The sequence below is a fragment of the Candidatus Benthicola sp. genome, assembly GCF_058719085.1.
Genome location: NZ_JBZQEK010000099.1, coordinates 42,559 through 63,835 on the forward strand (window position 1 = coordinate 42,559; position 21,277 = coordinate 63,835).

General features: G+C 69.3%; 20 protein-coding genes. 1 reads left to right on the plus strand and 19 read right to left on the minus strand.

The annotated features are described in order from the left end of the window. Positions 1-75 precede the first annotated feature (75 nt). The 13 genes from ispE to recA form a co-directional block, all read right to left on the minus strand. Positions 76-975, minus strand: a complete 900-nt coding sequence (ispE, locus tag AC36XV_RS07980) for a 4-(cytidine 5'-diphospho)-2-C-methyl-D-erythritol kinase (protein ID WP_492203153.1) — start codon at positions 973-975, stop codon at positions 76-78. After that, on the minus strand, positions 972-2,024 hold the full coding sequence (locus AC36XV_RS07985; protein ID WP_492203154.1) for a lysylphosphatidylglycerol synthase transmembrane domain-containing protein: 1,053 nt from the start codon (positions 2,022-2,024) through the stop codon (positions 972-974). Before AC36XV_RS07985 ends, ispE begins: the two co-directional genes overlap by 4 nt. Positions 2,025-2,027: 3 nt before the next feature. Continuing rightward, on the minus strand, positions 2,028-2,759 hold the full coding sequence (locus AC36XV_RS07990) for a pyridoxine 5'-phosphate synthase (RefSeq protein ID WP_492203155.1): 732 nt from the start codon (positions 2,757-2,759) through the stop codon (positions 2,028-2,030). A gap of 80 nt (positions 2,760-2,839) precedes the next feature. Further along, positions 2,840-4,111, minus strand: a complete 1,272-nt coding sequence (gene hflX, locus AC36XV_RS07995; protein ID WP_492203156.1) for a GTPase HflX — start codon at positions 4,109-4,111, stop codon at positions 2,840-2,842. Positions 4,112-4,133: 22 nt separating this feature from the next. Beyond that, a complete protein-coding gene (locus AC36XV_RS08000) occupies positions 4,134-5,519 on the minus strand; it encodes a replication-associated recombination protein A (protein WP_492203157.1) in 1,386 nt (461 codons plus the stop codon). Then, positions 5,516-6,868, minus strand: coding sequence for a CCA tRNA nucleotidyltransferase (locus tag AC36XV_RS08005; RefSeq protein WP_492203158.1), 1,353 nt, complete (start codon positions 6,866-6,868; stop codon positions 5,516-5,518). Before AC36XV_RS08005 ends, AC36XV_RS08000 begins: the two co-directional genes overlap by 4 nt. Then, positions 6,843-7,625, minus strand: coding sequence for an SDR family NAD(P)-dependent oxidoreductase (locus tag AC36XV_RS08010; RefSeq protein WP_492203159.1), 783 nt, complete (start codon positions 7,623-7,625; stop codon positions 6,843-6,845). Before AC36XV_RS08010 ends, AC36XV_RS08005 begins: the two co-directional genes overlap by 26 nt. Then, positions 7,622-8,218, minus strand: a complete 597-nt coding sequence (locus AC36XV_RS08015; protein ID WP_492203160.1) for a D-sedoheptulose-7-phosphate isomerase — start codon at positions 8,216-8,218, stop codon at positions 7,622-7,624. Before AC36XV_RS08015 ends, AC36XV_RS08010 begins: the two co-directional genes overlap by 4 nt. Position 8,219: 1 nt before the next feature. After that, positions 8,220-9,017, minus strand: a complete 798-nt coding sequence (locus tag AC36XV_RS08020) for a tyrosine-protein phosphatase (protein ID WP_492203161.1) — start codon at positions 9,015-9,017, stop codon at positions 8,220-8,222. Further along, on the minus strand, positions 9,014-9,376 hold the full coding sequence (locus AC36XV_RS08025; RefSeq protein ID WP_492203162.1) for a hypothetical protein: 363 nt from the start codon (positions 9,374-9,376) through the stop codon (positions 9,014-9,016). Before AC36XV_RS08025 ends, AC36XV_RS08020 begins: the two co-directional genes overlap by 4 nt. Beyond that, positions 9,376-12,066: an alanine--tRNA ligase gene (alaS, locus tag AC36XV_RS08030; protein ID WP_492203163.1), complete on the minus strand. Its 2,691-nt coding sequence runs from the start codon at positions 12,064-12,066 to the stop codon at positions 9,376-9,378. Before alaS ends, AC36XV_RS08025 begins: the two co-directional genes overlap by 1 nt. Positions 12,067-12,185: 119 nt before the next feature. Continuing rightward, a complete protein-coding gene (locus AC36XV_RS08035; RefSeq protein WP_492203164.1) occupies positions 12,186-12,884 on the minus strand; it encodes a regulatory protein RecX in 699 nt (232 codons plus the stop codon). 8 nt (positions 12,885-12,892) lie between these two features. Beyond that, complete coding sequence (recA, locus tag AC36XV_RS08040) at positions 12,893-13,966, minus strand: recombinase RecA (protein WP_492203165.1); 1,074 nt, start codon at positions 13,964-13,966, stop codon at positions 12,893-12,895. Positions 13,967-14,218: 252 nt separating this feature from the next. On the opposite strand from recA, the gene AC36XV_RS08045 reads away from it, so the two are divergent. After that, positions 14,219-16,684: an ATP-binding protein gene (locus AC36XV_RS08045; protein ID WP_492203166.1), complete on the plus strand. Its 2,466-nt coding sequence runs from the start codon at positions 14,219-14,221 to the stop codon at positions 16,682-16,684. A gap of 51 nt (positions 16,685-16,735) precedes the next feature. Here the strand turns inward: AC36XV_RS08045 and AC36XV_RS08050 are convergent, their stop codons facing one another. Genes AC36XV_RS08050 through dtd form a run of 6 tightly spaced genes read right to left on the minus strand, consistent with a single transcriptional unit; the run spans position 16,736 to position 21,242 of the window. Further along, positions 16,736-17,767, minus strand: coding sequence for a threonine aldolase family protein (locus AC36XV_RS08050; RefSeq protein WP_492203167.1), 1,032 nt, complete (start codon positions 17,765-17,767; stop codon positions 16,736-16,738). Positions 17,768-17,773: 6 nt separating this feature from the next. Beyond that, positions 17,774-18,124 (minus strand): zinc ribbon domain-containing protein, encoded by a 351-nt coding sequence (locus AC36XV_RS08055; protein ID WP_492203168.1) that lies wholly within the window; start codon positions 18,122-18,124, stop codon positions 17,774-17,776. 29 nt (positions 18,125-18,153) lie between these two features. Beyond that, positions 18,154-18,630 (minus strand): SLOG cluster 4 domain-containing protein, encoded by a 477-nt coding sequence (locus AC36XV_RS08060; protein WP_492203169.1) that lies wholly within the window; start codon positions 18,628-18,630, stop codon positions 18,154-18,156. A gap of 44 nt (positions 18,631-18,674) precedes the next feature. Next, entirely contained in the window at positions 18,675-20,198 is a 1,524-nt protein-coding gene (gene glpK, locus AC36XV_RS08065) for a glycerol kinase GlpK (RefSeq protein ID WP_492203170.1), read from the minus strand. 25 nt (positions 20,199-20,223) lie between these two features. Further along, positions 20,224-20,808 (minus strand): Maf family protein, encoded by a 585-nt coding sequence (locus tag AC36XV_RS08070; RefSeq protein WP_492203171.1) that lies wholly within the window; start codon positions 20,806-20,808, stop codon positions 20,224-20,226. Next, positions 20,805-21,242, minus strand: a complete 438-nt coding sequence (dtd, locus tag AC36XV_RS08075) for a D-aminoacyl-tRNA deacylase (protein ID WP_492203172.1) — start codon at positions 21,240-21,242, stop codon at positions 20,805-20,807. The genes AC36XV_RS08070 and dtd overlap by 4 nt, the downstream gene beginning before the upstream one ends. Between the last annotated feature and the right edge of the window lie 35 nt (positions 21,243-21,277).

Genomic DNA, 21,277 nt, shown 5'->3' on the forward strand with positions numbered 1-21,277 from the left:
CGCCGGTCCGGCGACGGGCGGAACCGTACGGAGTATCGAAGCGGTCGGTCGGAGCGTCAACCCGGCGGGCGCCGGTCAATCCAGGGTGGAAGTGACGATCACCGATACATCATGGCGCCGCTCGAAGCCGGTGACGGCGCGGTCCCGCGCGGTCACCGAGTCAAATACGCCGGCGACGCAGGACCCGCTCCCGCACAGAAGCGCGATGCGGGCGCCGCCTTCGCGCAGCGTGTCGCGGATCTCCTGCAGATCGGGGTGTCTTCGAAACACCGCAGCCTCGAGATCGTTCACCGCCATCGAGGCGACCGTCTCGAGTTCCATCAGCGACTCCGGAGCGGGCAGACAGGCGGGTCCCGGAGCCGGCGACCGCCCGGTGGCACGGTCCTCCGCGAGCCAGCCGTACGCCTCGCCGGCCGATATCGGATAGGATGGCACCACGACGACCACCGGATATCGGCCCGGCGCCGGTAGCGGAAGGAGCCTTCGTCCTCGCTCCCAGGCAAGAGCGGCCGGCGCCTCGCAGAGTCCGAACGGAACATCGCTCCCCAGCTCTCCCGCCAGCCGGCAGAGCGCCTCCCGACTGAGGGGGCGCCCGAGAAGCTCCTGGAGACCCCGTAGCACGGCGGCCGCGTCGGCGCTTCCGCCCCCGAGTCCCGCCCCCACCGGAATCGCCTTCACGAGCGTCATTCGGACGCCGTCCCGTCGTCCCGCCGCCCCCATCAGCGCCTGAGCAGCGCGCACGCACAGATTCCCGGAGTCGGTGGGAAGCTCCGGGTCGCCCGTTACCGAGAGCTGTGCGCCCGGGGTGGCCGAGATCTCGAGCCCTACCTCGTCCGCGAGGGCGAGACGGACCATGAGCGTCTCGATCGAATGGTATCCGCTGTCCTCCCGGGCCAGTACGCGAAGAAAGAGGTTCAGCTTCGCGTGCGCCCGCAGCGTCATCGCTCCTGTGCGCCGCCCCCCGACCTCGCTCATGTGACCTCCCTACTCGTTCCGCCCACTGCCTCCTCGACGATCTCTCCGGAGTGACCCATCTCGGACCACGTCAGGCCGAAGCGCCGGATGTACCAGAGGCCGAGGAAAGTCACGGGCAGGAAGGTGAGAATGTGATAGCTGGTGGCGAAGCTGACCATCTCGGTGACCGGGACCTCGTAGACGCCCAGTCCGAGCCGGGTCGCTGCTTCGAAGACGCCGAAGAAGCCCGGACTGGAGGGTGCCGCCACGGCGAAGGCGATGACGGCCTGCAGGAATACCGCGCCGGCGAACCCCGGAGCCGTGATGTCGAAGGCCAGGAGCCCGAGCCACACGGAGGCGGCCAGGTTCAGCCACACGACGATGGACCACGCGAGGGCTCGGCCGAAGGTGCTCGCTTTGCGCAGCGCTCCGAGGCCGGAGAGGAATCCTTCGACGATTCTGGTGACGCGGAGGCTCAGCGACGGACGCAGAAGTCGGTCCGCCGCTCGCCGGAACCACCCGACGACCCGGTCGGAGTGGCGCGCGGAAAGCCAGAGGAATACGAACGCGAGTCCGAACGCGATCGCACCGACATTCGCGGTCCGGCGCAGAAGCGAAGCCGTCCCTCCCTCCCCCAGGGGGAAGCCCGGCAGGGACAGGGTGCCGAAGAGGAAGAAGGCGAGAACCAGGCCGTCGAAGATCCGTTCCGCAACCAGAGAGGCGACGGAAGCTCCGATGTTGAGGCTCTCCGTACGGGACAGCGAGTACGCTCGCGCGAACTCCCCGAGCCGGGCCGGAAGCAGGTTATTGACCGCAAAACCGATACAGGTAGCCCCGAACCTCGGGTCGAAACGGGACTCGGGATGGACGGGCTCGAGCAGCACCCGCCAGCGAATCGCACGCAACACGAAACTGAAAGTCGCGACCGCCACGGCCCCCGCGAGCAGCCACGGGTCCGCCTCCCGCGTTCGCTGCCACACCTCGGCGAGCGACACATCGCGCAGCACCCACCACAGGAGGACCGCGGTGAGGGCGAGCCCGAAGATCGTCTTCCAGCGGTGTCCCCGCATGCTTCAGTCCGCGGTCCGTCGCGCGCGCAGGACCAACTCCTTCATCTCGCGCACCGCCCGCTCCAGCCCCGTGAAGAGGGACCGACTGACGATCGAGTGCCCGATGTTCAGCTCCTCGCACCCCGGAATCGCCGCGACGGGCATCACGTTCTCGTAGGTCAGGCCGTGACCCGCATGCACCGCGAGGCCCAGCTCGATTCCGAGCTCGGTGGCTGCCCGAAGCCGCTCGAGCTGCTGCGCCGCTCCGGGACCGCGCCCGGCGTTCGCGTACTCTCCCGTGTGGAGCTCGATCGCCGTGGCGCCGAGGTCCGCGCCTCGACGCACCGCGTCCGGATCGGGATCGATGAACAGCGAGGTGCGGACTCCGGCGGACTGGAGCCGCTCGACCGCATCCCGGATCCCGGCGGTCCCGGAAGCGAGATCGAGCCCTCCTTCGGTCGTGACCTCCTGCCGCTTCTCCGGAACCAGCGTCGCCTGGTGAGGGCGCCACTCCAGTGCCTGGCTCAGGATGCCCTCCGAAACGGCGAGCTCGAGATTGACCGCGGTCCGGGCCGTGCGCATGAGCAGGTCCACATCACGATCCTGAATGTGCCTCCGGTCCTCGCGCAGGTGCACGGTGATGCCGTCGGCGCCACCGAGCTCCGCCAGCACGGCGGCTCGCACCGGATCAGGCTCGTCCGTTCGACGGGCCTGACGGATCGTCGCCACGTGGTCGATGTTGACAAAGAGGCGCATGGCCGTTCCTCCACTGGATCCATGACTCGCCCGGCCGGCCGATACGTTACTGTCGACCGGTGGATCGGTCGAGGCCGTGATCAGACCGGTTCGACTTCGGTCACCCGGACATCCGGGGCGCCGCGCCACCGGCCGAGGATGTCGACAGGCACCCGGACGCGCAGGGTGACGGCGGTTTCGCCGTCGGTCCGTTCCAGAATCTCGGCTTCCTCGTAGGCCTCCGCGAGCGTCTTCCCGTTGGTGACCGGGATCTCGATCACGACGGTCGGTCGCTGGTGCCGCAGCCGTCTGAGGATCTCGGCCTTCAGAGGCTCGAGCCCCCCCGCCTCTCTCACCGACGTGAACACCGAATCCGGCCACTCGACGGAGACCCGGCCGCGCAGGGCCTCCTCCTCCGCGTGCGTGAGCTGATCCACCTTGTGGAACGCCATCAGGGTGGCGTCCTCCGAGATTTCCAGGTCCTCGAGCACCTCCTGGACGGCCTCGACCTGGTGGTGCCACCCGGACGCCGACCCGTCCACCACGTGCACCCTGAGGTCCGCCTCCCGCGCCTCCTCCAGCGTGGCGCGAAACGAGGCCACCAGGTGATGCGGGAGCTTCCGGATGAACCCGACCGTGTCGGTGACGAGAGCCCGATAGCCCGCGCCCAGCTCCACGGAGCGCGTGGCCGAGTCGAGGGTGGCGAACAGCCGGTCCTCCACGAAGAGATCGGATCCGGACATCGCGCGAAGGATCGATGACTTCCCGGCGTTGGTATATCCTACCAGGGCGACGCGATACTCATGCTGTCGCCGACGGCGTCGCGTATCCCGCGCCCGGGCGATGTGGCTGAGCTCCTTCCGCAGGCGAGCGATGCGGCGGTCCATCAGGCGACGGTCGGTCTCCAGCTGCGTCTCCCCGGGGCCCCGCATCCCGATCCCACCCTGGATTCTCGACAGATGGGTCCACATCCGCTTCAGGCGCGATCTCATGTACTGCAACTGGGCCAGCTCAACCTGAAGTCGGGCTTCCGCGGTCCGGGCGCGGAGGGCGAAGATGTCGAGGATGAGCTCGGTTCGGTCCATCACGCGGCACCCCAGCGCCTTCTCCAGCGCCGAGCCCTGCGCCGGGCTCAGGTCCTCGTCGAAGATCACCAGGGACGCCCCGGAGCGCTCGGCCAGCGCCCGGAGCTGCTCCGCCTTGCCGCGTCCGATGTAGAGGCGCGGATGGGGGGACTCGAGCCGCTGGACGAGCACGCCGACGACTTCGGCTCCGGCCGTGTCCGCGAGCCGCTCCAGCTCCTCGAGGTGCTCATCCACGAGCGCCTCCGGCTCGTCCAGAAGGGGCGCCCCGACGAGGACGGCCTTTTCCACTGGACGTTGGATCTCGATCAGCTCAGTCGTCGGTCCCTCCCGCGTGCCGCCTTCCCGCACGCTCGGCCTCTCTGAGCTCGCGGGCTCGTTCGAGTCGGGACCCGATCTGCCGTTCCAGACCCGATTCCCCGGGGAGGTAGAAGCGCCGCTCCGTCAGTCGATCGGGCAGATAGGTCTGAGGAGCGACGCCTTCGCTCCAGTCCGGATCGTATCGGTAGCCGGCCCCGTAGCCCAGGTCCTTCATGAGGTCGGTCGGAGCGTTTCGAATGTGCTTCGGAACGGGCTCCGCGGGAGTCTCTCGCGCTGCGGCCATGGCGGCGCCGAAGCCCGTGTAGATCCGATTCGACTTCGGCGCGGCGGCCAGGTACGCACAAACCTCGGCGAGGGCCAGCTCTCCCTCGGGGCTTCCGAGAAAGTGGTACGCGTCCCGGGCGGCCACCGCGATACCGAGGGCGTCGGGATCCGCCAGTCCAACGTCCTCCACGGCCATACGAACGAGGCGGCGGGCGATGTACATCGGATCCTCGCCTCCGTCCAGCATGCGGGCCAGCCAGTACAGGGCCGCGTCCGCGTCCGATCCGCGCACCGACTTGTGAAGCGCCGAGATGAGGTTGTAGTGCTCCTCGCCCGACTTGTCATACCGGGCGAACCGGCGCTGCAGGGCCGACTCCACGTGATGCAGCTCGATGGATCCGCCGTCCCCGGCCAGATGCGCCGCGGTCTCCAGCGCATTCAGGGCCCGGCGGGCGTCTCCGTCCGCGGCGAGGGCCAGGTGGTCGAGGGCACCCGGCTCGATGCGCAGATCTCTCGGTCCCAGTCCCCGGTCCCGATCGGCAAGAGCCCGTCGACACAGTTCCGAGATCGTGTCCGCATCGAGGGGCTGGAGCACGAAGACCCTCGTCCTGCTGAGCAGGGGCCCCACGACCTCGAAGCTCGGGTTCTCCGTGGTAGCTCCGATCAGCGTGATCGTCCCGGCCTCCACGTGAGGAAGAAACGCGTCCTGCTGCGACTTGTTGAACCGGTGGATCTCATCCACGAACAGGATGGTGTCCTGCCCGGAGGCCCGGCGACGCTCGGCGGCCTGCTCGATCAGCTCGCGCACACGGGCGATGCCCTCGGTCACGGCCGAGAACGGCTCGAACCGGGCGCCCGTGCGACGCGCCACGATCCCGGCGAGCGTGGTCTTACCGCACCCCGGCGGACCCCAGAGAATCAGACTCGGGACCCGGTCGCGCTCGATCAGCTCGCGGAGCGCCGCCCCCTCGCCGAGGAGGTCCGGCTGTCCCAGGAACTCGTCGATCGTCCGAGGGCGCATGCGGGCGGCCAGGGGCGCGGCCGCTCCGGCCTCGAGAGGACTCCTCTCCGGCCGACCGGCGTCCGGCCCGAACAGATCCGGCTCCCCCCTCATGCGCCACCCTCGCGTTCGAGGCGATCGAGGCCGCCGAGCTCGATCAGCTCCCGGGCGGCCTCGAGGAGCACCGACCGCTCATTTCGGTCCGGGGACTCGATGACCTGCGCGAGCAGCTCGTCGAGCATCAGCCCGATCAGCGGTCCTCTCGGAAGCCCGAGGCCGAGAAGGTCGTTTCCATCCACGGCCAGCCGCTCGGTCGAAACGACGGCGTGCTGCAGGATTTCGTCGTGGATTCGTCGCCAGGTGAAGGCGAGGGCCCGGCGATCGTCCTCGGATCCACCGACGCGTGCCGCCGCGATGTGCAGCCGGAAAAGGTCACGGACGTGCTCGATTCCCACCTCCCGCAGCCATTCGCGGAGCGTCGCGGATGAGTCCATCGGGCCCACGAAGGGTGTATGGTGCGCCACCAGGTGCGTGCCGCGCCGGATCTCCGCGTTCGAAAACTTGAGCCTGCGGAGAACCGCTTCGGCGGCCGCCCCTCCCGGCGCCTCCCCGTCGCTGGCGCGCAGAAGGAGAGCGACCGCGCGAAGGAACGGCCTGCGGGTAGAGAGCTCGTCGATCGTCCGGAGCGCCTCCTCCCAGGCCGGCTCCGGAACGGCCTGGAGCTCCGGATACCACGCTTCGAGCGCTCCGTGCTCGCGGTACAGGCGGAGGGCGCGCGAGGGGACCTCGCCGGACAGAACCTTGAGCCACTCCTCGCGCACTCTCTCCGCCGACAGGCGGTCGAGACCGCCGGTTGCCCTGCGAAGAGCCGCCAGGGTCGCCGGCTCGATGGTGAGGTCGAACTCCCCGGAGAACCGGAGACCCCGGAGGACGCGCAGGTAGTCTTCGGCAAAACGGAGTGCCGGGTCACCGACCGCACGGAGGACGCCCGCCCGGAGATCCGCCGCCCCCTCATACGGATCCTTCACCTCGCCCGTGGTGGGACGCCAGGCGATCGCATTGATCGTGAAGTCGCGGCGAGCCAGATCATCTTCGACCTGATCCGCGAATTCCACCACGGCATGCCGGCCATCGGTCTCGACATCGAGGCGGAAGGTGGTCACCTCGTAGAGGGCGCCATCCTGACCGATCACGCCCACCGTACCATGCTCCACCCCGAGCGGCACGGTCCTGTCGAATCGGTGAAGCACCTCCTCCGGTCGGGCATCGGTCGCGAGGTCCCAATCCCCACCTGGCCGGCTCGCCAGCTCGTCACGGATCGCACCGCCGACGGCCCACGCCTCGCACCCGGCTTCCTCGAGGCGTTCGGCGATCCGCAGAAAGGCGGCCGGGGGGTGAAAGACCGGCGGGCCCGTCACGATGAAACGGTGGACGGTATCATCCGCACAGGACCCCACCGCCATTCACGTTGAGGATTTCGCCGGTCACGTGCCTCGCCAGCGGGCTGGCCAGGAAGATCACCGGGCCGGCGACGTCAGCCGCGGACGCGATGCGGCCCACCGGGATCCCGGACACGACCTCCTTCCGGTACTCGCCGCGCAGGGTGCCGGCGCTCATGTCCGTGTCGACCCAGCCGGGCGCCACCGCATTGACCGTGATGCCTTCTGGCCCGGCCTCCACCGCGATGGACTTCACGAACGACTGCAGGGCACCCTTGGACGCGGCGTAGTGCGAGTGACCAGCTTCTCCCCTCTGCGCCGCCGTGGAGGTGACCAGCACGATGCGTCCGCCCGGTCCCATGCGCCGGATCGCCGCCCGGGTGGTCAGATACGCGGAGGTCAGGTTCGCATCCATCATCGCCCGCCACTCGTCCGGCTCGAGGTCCCGGACCGGACGGGCCTCCTCGTTCCAGATGCCGGCGTTGCCCACGAAGATGTCCAGCGGCCCACCGAATGCCTCGTCCGCCCTGCCGAACAGCGAGTTCACCCCGCTCTCCGAGGAGAGGTCCGCCGCATGCGCCCAGAGCTCCCTGTCCGTCGCTCCGCCCGCGGCGAGGGCCGCATCTCGCAGCGTTCGCTCGGCTGCCTCCCGGTCGGTCCGGTATCCGATTCCGACGTGCGCACCCGCCTCGGAGAGCATCAGGGCGACGGCACGACCGATGCCTCTCGAGCCGCCGGTCACCAGGGCCCTGCGTCCGGACAGGTCGAGCAGGTGGCTCATCCCTCGACCTCCTCCCCGGCGAACCAGCCATCCACCAGATCCGCCACGGCGTGCTCGACCGACAGCTGCAGCTCCTGGACGGCGGCGGACCCGTCCGCCGGAACCCGGATCGCCAAATCGACCAGGGAGGCCAGCTCTCCTCCGTCCCGGTCCAGCAGCGCGACCGTGCGGATCGGAATTCGCGAGGCGGCCCGGGCCGCCTCGATCAGGTTGGGCGAACGGCCGCTGGTGGAATGGAGGACGAGCAGATCTCCAGGCCTCGCGTGCGCTTCCACCAGCCGGGCGAAGACCTGATCGAAACCGAAGTCGTTCGCGGCGGCGGTCAGACCGGGTGCGCCTCCGGTCAGTGCCATCGCCGGAAGCGCGCGCCTCTTCCGCCGGAGGCGAACCACGTACTCCGTCGCCATGTGCTCGGCCGCGGCCGCGCTGCCTCCATTGCCGGCGTACAGCAGCTTGCCGCCGCCGCTCAGCGCCTCGCGCACCCAGTTCGCGTAGCGGGCCGCGAGATCGGGAAGCGTCTCGGACGCCTCGGTCGCGGCCTCGGCCAGCCCGCGCAGGTGCCGGCGTATGGACTCGGTCGGCTCGATGGTCACGTCAACCCCCTGAGACGAAACGTCGCAGCCGGTCCATCCACCCTGATCGTGGCTCGCAGGGCGGAACCGGAACCAGCGGCTCACCGTTCAACACGGCCGCGGGATTCGTGGACACGAGGAGGTCGGCCTGCTCCTCGCAGCCGGCCTCGACGAGATAGTCCCACGCCTGCCGAACGGTAGCGGATCGGTGCGGGCGGGCGTGGTTGTCCGAAGCGATCAGGTCGGCGGAGCCATCGGCGAGCATTCGCCGCGACACGCGCTGGGCCTCTCCGCCATGCTCTCCCCACAGGCTCCCGGCGTTCAGGCACATCAGCGCGCCCATCTCCCGCCAGCGAGCGATCCAGCCGTACGATCGTTCCACTCCCGAGTACCTCTCGGGATGGGCCAGCACGGGTCTCCAGTCAGCCGAGAGTACGATCTCGAGCATCCGGTCCGGGTAGGCCGGCATCGCGAGCATCGGAAACTCCACCAGCAGGCCCCCTCCGCGACCGAGACCGATCTCGCGGTCCGACAGATCGGCATCCGGGTCGTCCAGCCGGAACTCGAAGGAGAGACCGAGATCGATGGCCGGGCACGTTCGTCCGGCGACGTCGACGAGCTCGGAAAAGCCCTGCTCGATCTCCTCCCGCCAGGCCCCGCGCGCGGCGCTGGCCGCCAGGTGCGGCGTCGTCACCACGGTCAGGATTCCCTGCGTCTCGTAGTCCCGGAGCTGGTCGACGGCCTCGTCCAGATCTCGGGCCCCGTCGTCCACGCCGGGAACGAAGTGACAGTGAAGATCGACGAGGGGTGGAACGGTCAAGTATCCTCCCCGGAGCCGGGACCCGGCATCGGCGGCGCGCGATCCGCGATACGGCGACCGAGTTCTCCCTCGAGACCGACGTAGGCCACGAGCTCTTCCGATCGAGATCGCTCTGCCGCCGCTTCGAATGCGTAGGTGAGGGCCGCATCCGCCGCCAGCAGCCGGAGGGCTTCGCTGCGCTCGCCGTGGCCATCCGCGACCTGCCCGAGTCCCGCCAGCGCCGCATCCGCGAGGGCGCGGGGCGGATCCTCGAGATCCAGGCCGGGCGTCGACGAGAGGAGCTCCAGAATGTCCGCTGCCAGCTCAGACGGGGCCGTGGCGAGACGCGGACTCAGCCAATCCACCGTCGGGTTGCCCATCACGAGGTCTCCGCCGGCGCCGCGATCTCCATCGCCGTTCGCACCGCGGCCGCGATCGCCTTCGCGACCTGGTCCCCGTCCCCGACCCCGCCCCGCGCGAGGTGCGGACGGCCTCCACCCCCGGACCCGGTCGCCCGGCTGGCCACCCCGACCAGGTCGCCGGCCTTGAGACCCCTGCGGATCCAGTCGTCGGTGACCACGGCGATGAACGCGCCTCGGTCTTCCTCCCCGGTCGTCACGTGAACGATCGCGGCGCCCGACTCGATGCGGTCCCTCAGGAGATCACCGAACGCGGCGACGTCGGATCCAGCCGGAAGGCCGACCGATCCGCTGGCGAGGCGACCCCCGCCCGGAAGTTCGTCGGCCTCGTCGACCACCCCGTCGATGATCTCCTGTGCGTCTCGCCCGTGCTGGGCGGCCAACCGCTCCTCGAGGACTGCCTTCTCGGTCAGCAGCGTGTCTACACGCCGGGACAGTTCGGACGTCGGCACCCTCAGCTGCGTCGCCAGACCCTCGAGCCGATCCTCGATGTCACGGACCCTGGCGTACGCCTTCGGTCCGGTGACGGCCTCGATGCGTCGTATGCCGGCCGCCACGCCGGTCTCGGAGGTGATCAGGAACAGACCGATCTGGCCCGTGCTGCGGACGTGGCACCCTCCGCACAGCTCGAGGCTGACGCCCGGAACGCTCACCACGCGCACCCGGTCCCCGTACTTCTCCCCGAACAGGGCCATGGCCCCCTCTTCGAGCGCCTCCCGGTAGTCCCTTTCGCCGATCTCGAGCGGGGTGTTGTCCCAGATCGCCCGGTTGACCGCCTCCTCGATCACCCGGCGCTCGTCGGCCGACACCGGGCCCGTGTGGCTGAAGTCGAAACGAAGCCGGTCCGGGGCCACCAGGGAACCCGCCTGCTGAACGTGGTCCCCGAGCGTCTGCCGGAGAGCCGCGTGGAGCAGGTGGGTGGCCGTGTGGTTTCGCTCGGTGTCTCGGCGGGCCAGCGCGTCCACGGACGCCGTCACGGCATCGGGCGTCCCTTCATCGGCCCCTCGGCCCACCTCCCCGATCACCACCGTCTGGCCCCGGTCGTTCTTGACGACCGATTCGACCTTCATTTCCCAGCCGTTTCGGCTCAGCGTCCCGTGGTCGCTGACCTGTCCGCCGGCTTCGGCATAGAACGGGTTGTTCTCGAGGATCATCGCCACGGCCGTGCCGACCGACTCGGCAGCCAGAACACGACTCTCGACGGAGAGCCGTTCGTACCCGGTGAACGTCTGGCCGGCGTCGACCGTCAGAGATCGGGCGGCCTCGACCAGTTCCTGGCTCAGCTCCTCGTCCTCTCCCGCCGCCCGGTCCTCGCGCGACCGGCGTCGCTGCTCCTCGAGAGCCTCCTCGAAGCCTTTCACGTCCACATCGTAGCCCCTCTCCGACGCCATGAGCTCCGTCAGGTCGAGGGGGAAGCCGTACGTGTCGTACAGGCGGAATGCCTCCTCACCGGCGATCCTTCCGGCGCCCCCCGGGGGCGCCACCTCATCGAAGCGACCCATGCCGGCGTCGATGGTGGCCAGGAAGCGCTCCTCCTCGGCCCGGGTCGTTCGTACCAGGTGGTCCCGGCGATGATCGAGCTCCGGATAGGCGTCGGACATCAGGTCCGCCACCACGGTCACCAGCTGGTCCAGCGTCGGCTCGCGACGTCCGAGGAGCCAGGCGTATCGGCCGGCCCTCCGAAGGATCCGCCGAAGGACGTATCCGCGCCCCTCGTTGGAGGGAAACACGCCGTCCGCCAGCATGAACGCTACCGCCCGGGCGTGGTCGGCCAGGACACGGAAGGGCAGGCCCGCCTCCCAATCCTCCGGATCGAGAGAATACGGGCGTCCGACGATCTGCTCCGCCGTCTCGATGATCGGGAGGAAGAGGTCCGTGTGATAGTTCGTTCTCGTCCCCTGCATGATGGCGGCGATCCGCTCCAGTCCCGCCCCCGTGTCGATCGATGGGGCGGGTAGCGGCACGTCCCCCTCCTCGGACCGTTCGAACTGCATGAAGACGAGGTTCCAGATCTCCATGAATTCGTCGGCTTCGCCGAGGGCGTTGAAGGCCTCGGGGCTCAGATCCCGCGAGGCGCCGGACGGCCGCAGGTCGTAGTGGATCTCCGAGCACGGGCCGCACGGACCGGTCTCCCCCATCTGCCAGAAGTTGTCCTTGTCTCCGAGGCGCAGGACGCGCTCGGGCGGGATGTCGGTCAACTTCGGCCACAGCGCGGCCGCCTCTTCGTCCGTGTGATGGACGGTCGCCCACAGGCGCGACGGCTCAAGACCGAGCTCCGAGGTCACGAACTCCCAAGCGAACGCGATCGCATCCCGCTTGAAGTAGTCGCCGAAGGAGAAGTTCCCCAGCATCTCGAAGAACGTGTGATGCCTCGCCGTTCGCCCGACCTCCTCGAGATCGTTGTGCTTGCCGCTCACCCGCAGGCACTTCTGCGAGGTGACCGCCCGGGGCGCCGGGCGTTCCGACTCTCCGATGAACACGCGCTTGAACTGAACCATCCCCGCGTTCGCGAACAGGAGCGTGGGATCATCGTCCGGCACCAGCGGGCTGCTGGGCAGGTGAAGGTGTCCGTGCCGCTGGAAGTATTGAATGAAGCTGGAGCGAATGTCGCTGGCCGTCATGCCGTACCGGTCGTCGTGTGTTCGGTGCAAGCGTGATCCGAGGTCCACTCGGAATCGAGAATATCTCGGTAATATGCCGCACGGCCGACCGCGTTACAATCGCCCCTGGATGAGCGCCGCCGGTCCGCGCCGGGACGGTCCGTCCGCCTTCAGAGGTCGGGCTCGTCCGGCAACAGCCGGTGCACCACCTCGCGGATGTCTCCGGCGCGAAAACCCCGCCGTCCCAGAAAGGCCGCGAGCCGCCTCCTCGCGACCGGTGGATCGACCGTCCGCAACCGGGAGACCCGAGCCGCCGCCACCTCCTCCAGAATCGCGGTCTCGGTGCGTTCATCCTCCTCCAGCACCTGCCGCACGGCTTGCTCCGCGAGGTCCCGGTCGACCCCACGCTCGAGGAGCTCGGATACCAGCCGGAAGCTCCCTCGCGGTTTGAGCCGCAGGCGCTCCCGTACGAACGCCCGTGCGTAGCTCTCATCGTCGAGATACCCGAGCTCGCGGCACCTCGCGATCGCCGCCCCGGCGTGCTCGGAGAGATCGTGCTTCGACAGGTGACGCCTCACCTCACGACAGGTGCGAGGGCGGTAGGACAGGTAGAGCACGGCCCGGTCCAGGGCCAGGCGGTCCCCCGATTCGACCCGGAGAGCTGCGAGCTGGGCCGGCGTCAGGCGCCCGCCGGGCTCGAGCCCGCGGCGCCGGCGAACCTCCTCCGGGACGCGAAAGGGCTCGGCCCCCTGCACGCAGATACGAAAGCCCCCGAGCCGGTCACCCACCGGCTCGAGGGCCTCGATCACGTGCCCGCCGGGGTCTCGGGAGGACGCCCCTCCCGGATCCTGCCCCGGTCCAGCGGTCATTCCGTCGGTCAGTCCGCCGAAGCGACCTCGGACTCGGCCGGCTCCTCGTCTCCGGCCGCCTCCGCGTCCGCCGGAGCCACCATTCCCAGCGCGACCCGGAGTCGTGTCTCCAGTTCCTCCGCGATGTCCGGGTTCTCGGCAAGAAAGATCTTCGCGTTCTCGCGTCCCTGGCCCAGGCGCACGTCTTCACCGTACGAGTACCAGGCCCCGGAGCGCTTCACGATGCCCTGCTCCTCGCCGATATCCACGAGGATGCCGTTCCGACTGATCCCCTCGTTGAACATGATGTCGAACTCGGCCTGCCGGAACGGCGGAGCGCACTTGTTCTTGACCACCTTGACCCGGGTCCGGTTTCCGACCTGCTCGGCGCCGTCCTTGATCGACGCGATCCGCCGGATGTCGAGACGCATCGAAGCATAGAACTTGAGAGCGCGCCCGCCCGATGTCGTCTCGGGATTGCCGAACATCACGCCGATCTTCTCCCGAATCTGGTTGGTGAAGATCACGGCCGTGTTCGAGCGGCCGATCGCCCCGGTGAGCTTCCTGAGCGCCTGCGACATCAGCCGGGCCTGGAGCCCCACGTGGGAGTCTCCCATCTCGCCCTCGATCTCGGCCCGCGGAACGAGTGCGGCCACCGAATCCACGACGACCACGTCCAGGGCACCGGATCGGACCAGGACCTCGGCGATCTCGAGCGCCTGCTCTCCCGTGTCCGGTTGCGAGACGAGCAGGTTCTCGACATCCACCCCGAGCTTCGCCGCGTACCCCACATCCAGGGCGTGCTCCGCGTCCACGAAGGCGGCCACCCCTCCGTCCTTCTGTGCGTTGGCGATGACGTGCAGGGTGAGTGTGGTCTTCCCCGAGGACTCGGGCCCGAAGATCTCGGTGACCCGGCCACGCGGAATCCCGCCGATGCCCGACGCATGATCCAGCGACAGGGCGCCCGTGGAGATCGACTCCGTCTTCACGCGGGCCCTGTCCGATCCGAGGCGCATGATCGCGCCCTTCCCGTGCTGCCGTTCGATCTGGTTGATCGCCACGGACAGGGCCTTCCTGCGCTCGTCATTCAGTTCCAGTGCCATCGCCGCCTCGTCGCTCGGTTCGGGGATACGAATGTCGGTGGATCCCAGTATACGGGGGCCGTGTGACTTTCGCAATTTCTTCGGTTTTTGAGGATCCATCCACCGTCACGAAGAGACGCCCCGGGCCTCAACCCATCCTCAAACACGACCCGATCCGCGACGGCCGGCCGCATCCATTCCGCTTGCCCGGGGCGCCCTGCAAACGCAGGATTCCGCCGGACGCTCACCGTGGAATCAACTGGAGGATCGCCCGTGTCCGCCGACGCCGTGCCGATCGATGCCTCGAAGTTCGAAAAGCTGGGGGTCTTCTATCTCGGACGCGAGGTCGACCCTTCCGCCCCGGAAGCCGCCGGTCCGCCCATCCTGTACGACTCGCGTGATCTCACGACGCATGCGGTCGCCGTCGGGATGACGGGAAGCGGAAAGACCGGCCTCTGCCTCTCGTTGTTGGAGGAGGCGGCGATCGACGGCATTCCGGCGATCGCCATCGACCCCAAGGGCGACCTCGGGAACCTCCTCCTCACCTTTCCCGACCTCTCGCCGAAGGACTTCCGGCCCTGGGTCGACGAGGCCGATGCGGAGAGACGGAACCTCTCGGTCGAGGAGGCGGCCGAAGGTGAGGCGGAGAAGTGGCGTGCGGGCCTGGCATCGTGGGGCCAGGATGGCGAGAGGATCCGGCGCCTGCGCGAGGCCGTGGACCTGGCGATCTACACACCGGGCGCGAGTCACGGGCTGCCCCTCGCGGTGCTTCGCTCCCTGTCGGCCCCCGTCGAGGGCTCGGATCCCGACGCGCTTCGGGAACGGGTCTCCTCGACGGTCTCCGCCGTGCTCGCCCTGCTCGGCGAGGACGTGGACCCCCTCCAGAGCCGGGACCACATCCTCCTCTCCCACATCGTGGAGCGGGCGTGGAAGGAGGGGAGCGACCTGGACCTGGAGAGCCTGATCCGCGGGGTTCAGGCGCCCGGATTCGACCGCATCGGCGTCCTCGAGCTGGAGTCGTTCTATCCTCAGGCCGAGCGCTTCGAGCTGGCCCTCAAGCTCAACAACTTCCTGGCCGCGCCCGGCTTCGAAGCGTGGCTCGAGGGGGAGCCGCTGGATATCGGGGCGCTGCTGTACACCAGAGAGGGAAAGCCGCGGATATCGATTCTGTCGATCGCACACCTCGGCGACGCCGAGCGGATGTTCCTGGTCACCCTGGTACTCAACGAGCTCCTCGCCTGGATCCGGACCCGGCCGGGCACTTCGAGTCTGCGCGCGATCCTGTACATGGACGAGGTCATGGGATACCTCCCTCCGACGCGCATGCCGCCCTCCAAGCCCCCCCTGCTCACGCTCCTCAAGCAGGCACGGGCGCACGGTCTCGGGGTCGTGCTGGCGACGCAGAATCCGGTCGACCTCGACTACAAGGCGCTCAGCAACGCCGGCACCTGGTTTCTCGGTCGTCTGCAGACCGAGCGGGACAAGGATCGGGTGATGGACGGGCTGGACGGAGCGGCCGCCTTCGATCGGGCGGAGCTGGACCGGGCCGCGATGGATCGGATGCTCGGAGGCCTGAAGAGTCGAACGTTCCTGTTGAACAACGTCCACGAGGACGGGCCGGTTCTGTTCCGGACGCGGTGGGCGATGTCGTACCTCAGGGGACCGATGGCCCGTCCGGAGATCCGCTCCCTGATGGCGGGAAGACGGGGCGACGACGAGCCACGGGCCTTCCGGTCCGCAGGGGAGAGCGGACCGGACTCGCTCGACGGGCCCGCCGACGCTCCCCCGTCGGGCGGCGCGACCGCAACGAGACCCGTCGTGCCGCCCGGCATCGACGAGGTCTTCGTCCTGCCTCCGGGCGATGCACGGTCGGGGTCCTACCGGCCCTGCCTGCTGGCCGAAGTGGATCTGCATTACGCCCGGGCCGCGGCCGGCGTGGACCACTGGGAGAGACGACTGTGTCTGTCTCCACTGCCGCCGGAGGTCCCGCCGAATCCGTGGGAAACCTCGAGGATGATCGCCGGCGACCGCATCGAAACCGCCGACACGCCGCGGGACGGGTACCACTTCGAGGACCTCCCAGCACCGGCGGCCCGCCCTCGCAGCTACCGCACGTGGAAGTCGGCGCTCAAGGGTCACCTCTACCAGAATCACCCCCTCGTCCTGTGGAGGTGCTCCGCTGTCGATCTCCTCAGCGATGTGGGCGAGGACGAGTCCGCCTTCCGGGTTCGCCTGCGCGAATCGGCCCGTGAGATGCGCGACGCGGAGATCGACGAGCTCAGGCGCCGGTACGCCGTGAAGCTCGATCGGGCGGCGAAGCGGATCACCCGGGCGGAGGAGAGAGTGGCGCGCGAGGAATCTCAGTATTCCCAGCAGAAGATGCAGACCGCCATCTCGGTCGGGGCCACGGTGCTCGACGCCCTGCTCGGTCGCAAGCGGATCAGTCGCACCAGCGTGGGCCGGGCCACGACCGCCATGCGAGGCGCCGGTCGGGCCTCCCGTGAGCGCGACGACGTGCAGCGCGCCGAGGAGGCGCTGGACGCGGCGCGAGGGGAGCTGATCGAGCTGGAGGAGCGGATGTCCGGGGAGATCGAGGCGCTGCGGGAGCGATTCGAACCCGGAGCGTTCGAGATCGAGGAGGTCCGGATCCCGCCCCGAAAGGCGGACATCGCGGTGCAGCGGCTGACACTGGCCTGGTGGCCCGGCGCCTTTCCGGCGGAGGGAACCCCCGGGCTCTGAGCAGACCGCCGGAGACCACCGAAGTCCCCGGAGCTCGAACCGGCCGGGTCTTCAGCTCATCGATTCCCTCAGCGCCTCCACGGCGCGGTCGATCGCCTCGTCATCCACGTCCAGGTGGGTAACCGCGCGAAGGCGGTTCGGCCCGGCCGCCAGCATCCGGACGCCGCGGCCTTCCAGGCGTTCGACCAGGATCGCCTCGTCGAGATCCTCGCGGTCCAGCCGGATCATCACGATGTTCGTGTCGGGCGGGTCGGCTCGCAGCCCGGGCGTCGCGTCGGCGCCGGCTGCCAGCCTTCGGGCGCGCTCGTGATCCTCCCGGAGGCGGCCGAGGTTGTGATCGAGGGCCCACAGGCCCGCGGCGGCCAGGATTCCCACCTGCCGCATCCCTCCTCCGAGCCGCTTGCGAACGCTCCAGGCTCGATCGATGAGATCGGTGGGACCGGCCAGCAGCGACCCGATCGGGCACCCGAGACCCTTCGAGAGAGAGACGAGCACCGTATCGGCACAGGCCGCGAAGTCCGAGAGGGAAACGCCGGCCGCCTCCGACGCGTTCCACAGGCGGGCGCCATCCAGGTGCACCGGAAGCCCGCGCCTCGCCGCCGCCTCCCGGACGGCGCGCATCGTCTCGAGAGGCACGATCACCCCTCCGTGCATGTTGTGCGTGTTCTCGACGCACACGAGCGAGGTCACTGGATGGTGCCGGTCGCCGGGGCGGATCGCACGGGTCACGTCGGCCGCGGACAGCTCCCCGCGGTTCGATGCGATCGGGTGCAGCTGGACCCCTGCCAGCCACGCCGCATCGGCGTACTCGTAGTGGAATACGTGAGACTCGGCCTCGCACACCGCTTCGGTCCCGGGGCTCGTATGCAGCAGAATGGCCGCCTGGTTCGCCTGCGTGCCCGAGGGGAAGAACAGGGCGGCCGGCTTGCCGAGAAGCTCGGCCACCCGACGCTCGAGGCGATCCGCCGTGGGGTCCTTGTCGAGCACATCGTCCCCGACCTCCGCCTCGGCCATCGCCCGGCGCATCCCCGCCGAGGGACGCGTGACCGTGTCGGACCTGAGATCCACCACCGCTGCGCCCATGGTCACTCAGCCGACGGCGCCGCCGCACGCGGTGCAGAACTTGGCGCCTTCCTGGAGTCCGGCTCCGCAGGACGGACAGCTCAGCGAGCTGGCCGTCTCTCCCAGCTCGTTTCGGGCGGCGAGGGCTTCACGCGCGTAGCGTGACCGCAGGGTCGCGTAGTCTTCCTCCGAGACCTTGCCGGTCTGATACTCGAACTCGAGCTCGCGGAGGGCCTCGATGGCCCTCTCCTTCCGCTCCTCCGCGGAGAGATCGGGCCTCGCCCTTCCCTCGCGCCAGCGCCCTTCGATCATCGGTGCGAAGATCACCGCCGCGACGAGGATCGCCATGATGGTTCCGAATATGTAGACGGCGTACACCGTACCTCCGGTTGTGAGGACCCGACCGCTTATCGGGTCGTATGAGCGCGCAACGGATCGGACCGGCGCTCCGTGGCCAGCTCCAGCGCCCGGGCCACGGCAGCCGCCGGGTCGTCGAACCGCTCGATGTCGAATCTCTCCCCCAGTCGATCGCGAACACCGACGAGTGGACGGCCGATCTTCATGCAGTGAGAGGCCTCGTTCAGCGTTCCCCAACCTCCGGCGACCGCGATGAGGACCTCCGAGGCACGCACCACGAGGAAGTTGCGTGCTTCTCCGAGTCCCGTAGGAATCGGTATCGACACACCGTCCGCCGCACCGGCCGGATCATCTCCGGGCAGGATGCCGAGGACGTCGCCTCCCTCGAGGCACGCTCCCTCGGCGGCCGCTGCCATCACACCGCCTCCGCCCCCGCACACGAGCAGGGCCTCGGCTCGACCGAGCGCCCGGCCGACCGCGTGCGCGACCGCCCACGTCTCCTGATCGGCGCTCGCCGATCCTATCACTCCGACGCGTATCGGACGATGGGCGGCGCCCGCGGCACGCATCGTCACGAAGCGCCGTCCCCGGGGCTGCCGCGCGTTGCCCAGTGGATCGCCGTATCCACCGCTCGCCGCCAACCCTGCACGGCGCGGTCGACCGCCTCCGGTGCCCCGGACGCCGGCGTGAACCGATCCTCCGGTCCGCGAGCCACCAGGAACTCCTCCGGCTCCTGCCACAAGCCCGACGCGAGCCCGGCGAGGCCCGCCGCGCCGAGCGCCGTGAGCTCGCGGGCCGCCGGCCTGAGAACCGGCACGCCGAGAACGTCCGCCTGAAACTGCATCAGCCAGTCGTTTTCGGAGGCTCCTCCATCGGCCCGCAGGGACGTCAGGGAGAGGCCCGAATCCACGGACATGGCCTCGAGCACGTCCATGGTCGAGAGCGCCATCGCCTCGACCGCGGCCCGCACCACGTGCTCCCGGCGAGTTCCCCGGGAGAGGCCGACCAGCGTCCCCCGGGCCCGCGGCTCCCACCATGGAGTGCCGAGCCCCGTGAGCGCGGGTACGAAGGCCACCCCTTCCGAGGACTCCACGGAGGCGGCCATCGCCTCCGACTCGGACGCGTCGGTCAGGAGTCCCAGTCCGTCCCGTAGCCACTGCATGGCGGCGCCGGCCACCAGGATCGCGCCTTCGTAGGCGAAGGCGGGGCGACCCAGGCGGTCGCAGGCGGCGGTGGTCAGCACGCCCGGCACATCCGGCCCGCGGCTCGAGCCCGTGTGGAGCAGGAGAAAGGCGCCGGTCCCGTACGTGTTCTTCGCATCGCCCGCCTCCCAGCATCCCTGCCCGTACAGGGCGGCCTGCTGATCGCCCGCCACGCCCGCGATCGGGACTTCGGCGTCGAGCAGGTCCGGGTCCGTCACCCCGAAATCCCCCGAGGAGTTCCGCACTTCCGGCAGCAGCTCCCCGGGGACGCCGAACAGATCGCAAAGCCACGGGTCCCAGTCCCCACCATCCAGCGAGTACAGCAGCGTGCGGGAGGCGTTGGTCGGGTCCGTGGCGTGCACGCGATGACCGGTCAGGCGGTAGATGAGCCAGCTGTCCACCGTGCCGAAGGCGAGCTCCCCCGCTTCGGCCCGGCGGCGCAGGTCGCCATCCCGCTCGAGAAGCCACTCGATCTTCGTCGCCGAGAAATAGGGGTCGACCACCAGTCCGGTCCGGGTCCGGATCTCCGGCTCGTGGCCGAGCCGAACCAGCTCGGCGCAGCGGTCGGCCGTCCGCCGGTCCTGCCAGACGATCGCGGGCGCCACCGGGCGTCCGCTGGCGCGGTCCCACAGCACGGTGGTCTCGCGCTGGTTCGTGATCCCGATGGCGGCGAGATCGGTGGCGCGGGATCCGGAGGACTCGAGGGCCTCGCGGGTCGTCCGGAGCACGGAGGCCCAGATCTCCTCGGCGTCATGCTCGACGCGTCCGGGCTCGGGAAAGTACTGCGCGAACTCCCGGTACGAGGAGCCGAGGGTGCGGCCCTCGCGATCCAGCACCACCGCCCGGCTCCCGGTGGTCCCCTGGTCGATGGCCAGAACGCGTGTCCCGTTCACGGACGGCCCGCCGCACGACGATCGTTCACAGCGCCTCCAACCTTCCGTACGCGAAGCGAAGGCCGTACCGCTCGAGAAGCGAGAGCAGAAGCTGCACGGGCAGGCCCATGACGTTGAAGTACTCTCCATCGATCCGCCGGACGAGCGCCGCGCCGAGCCCCTGGATTCCGTAGGCCCCGGCCTTGTCCAGCGGTTCGCCGGTCGCAACGTATTCCTCGCATTCGGCCGCATCAACCGACCGAAACCACACCCGGGTCACGGCGAAATCGACCTCGATCCGATCGCCCATCCTCAGCGCCACTCCGGTGAACACCTCGTGGCAGCGTCCCTGCAGACGTCGAAGCATCCGGACCGCTTCCGCTGGACTGCCCGGCTTGCCGAGGATCTCGGTCCCGAGCACGACGAGCGTGTCCGCCGCCAGCACGAGCTCTCCATTCCGGGCCAATGCGACCTCCGCCTTCCGGGCGGCCAGACGTCGCGCCGCCTCCCCGGGCGCCTCGCCGGAAAGGACCGTCTCATCGATCGCACAGGGCCGCACCTCGTGCTCCAGGCCGAGCAGGCCGAGGATGTTGCTTCGGCGGGGAGACTCCGACGCCAGGACCAGCTTCATCGCTCGAGCACCAGGGTGACCGGTCCATCGTTGACGAGTGAGACCTTCATCACGGCCCCGAACTCTCCGGTGGCCACCGGGACCACGCCCGCCCGACAGAGGTCGACGAAGGCGTCGTACAGCTCCCGCGCCCGCTCCGGGGCGGCTGCCTCGATGAAGGAGGGGCGCCTGCCCTTCGTGACATCGCCATACAGGGTGAACTGGGACACGATCAGCATCTCGCCCCCCACCTCGCGCACGTCGCGGTTCATGCGGCCCTCCGCATCGGCGAAGATCCTCAGGCCCGGCAGCTTGCCGGCCATCCAGGCCAGCTCGTCCGGCCCATCCCCCTCCCGGAATCCGACCAGCACCAGAAGTCCCGAACCGATCTCACCGATCCTGCGGCCTTCCACGGAGACCGAAGCCCGCTCCACTCTCTGGACGATGACTCTCACCTCGATCCTCCGCGCAGCACCTGGGCACGTAACCG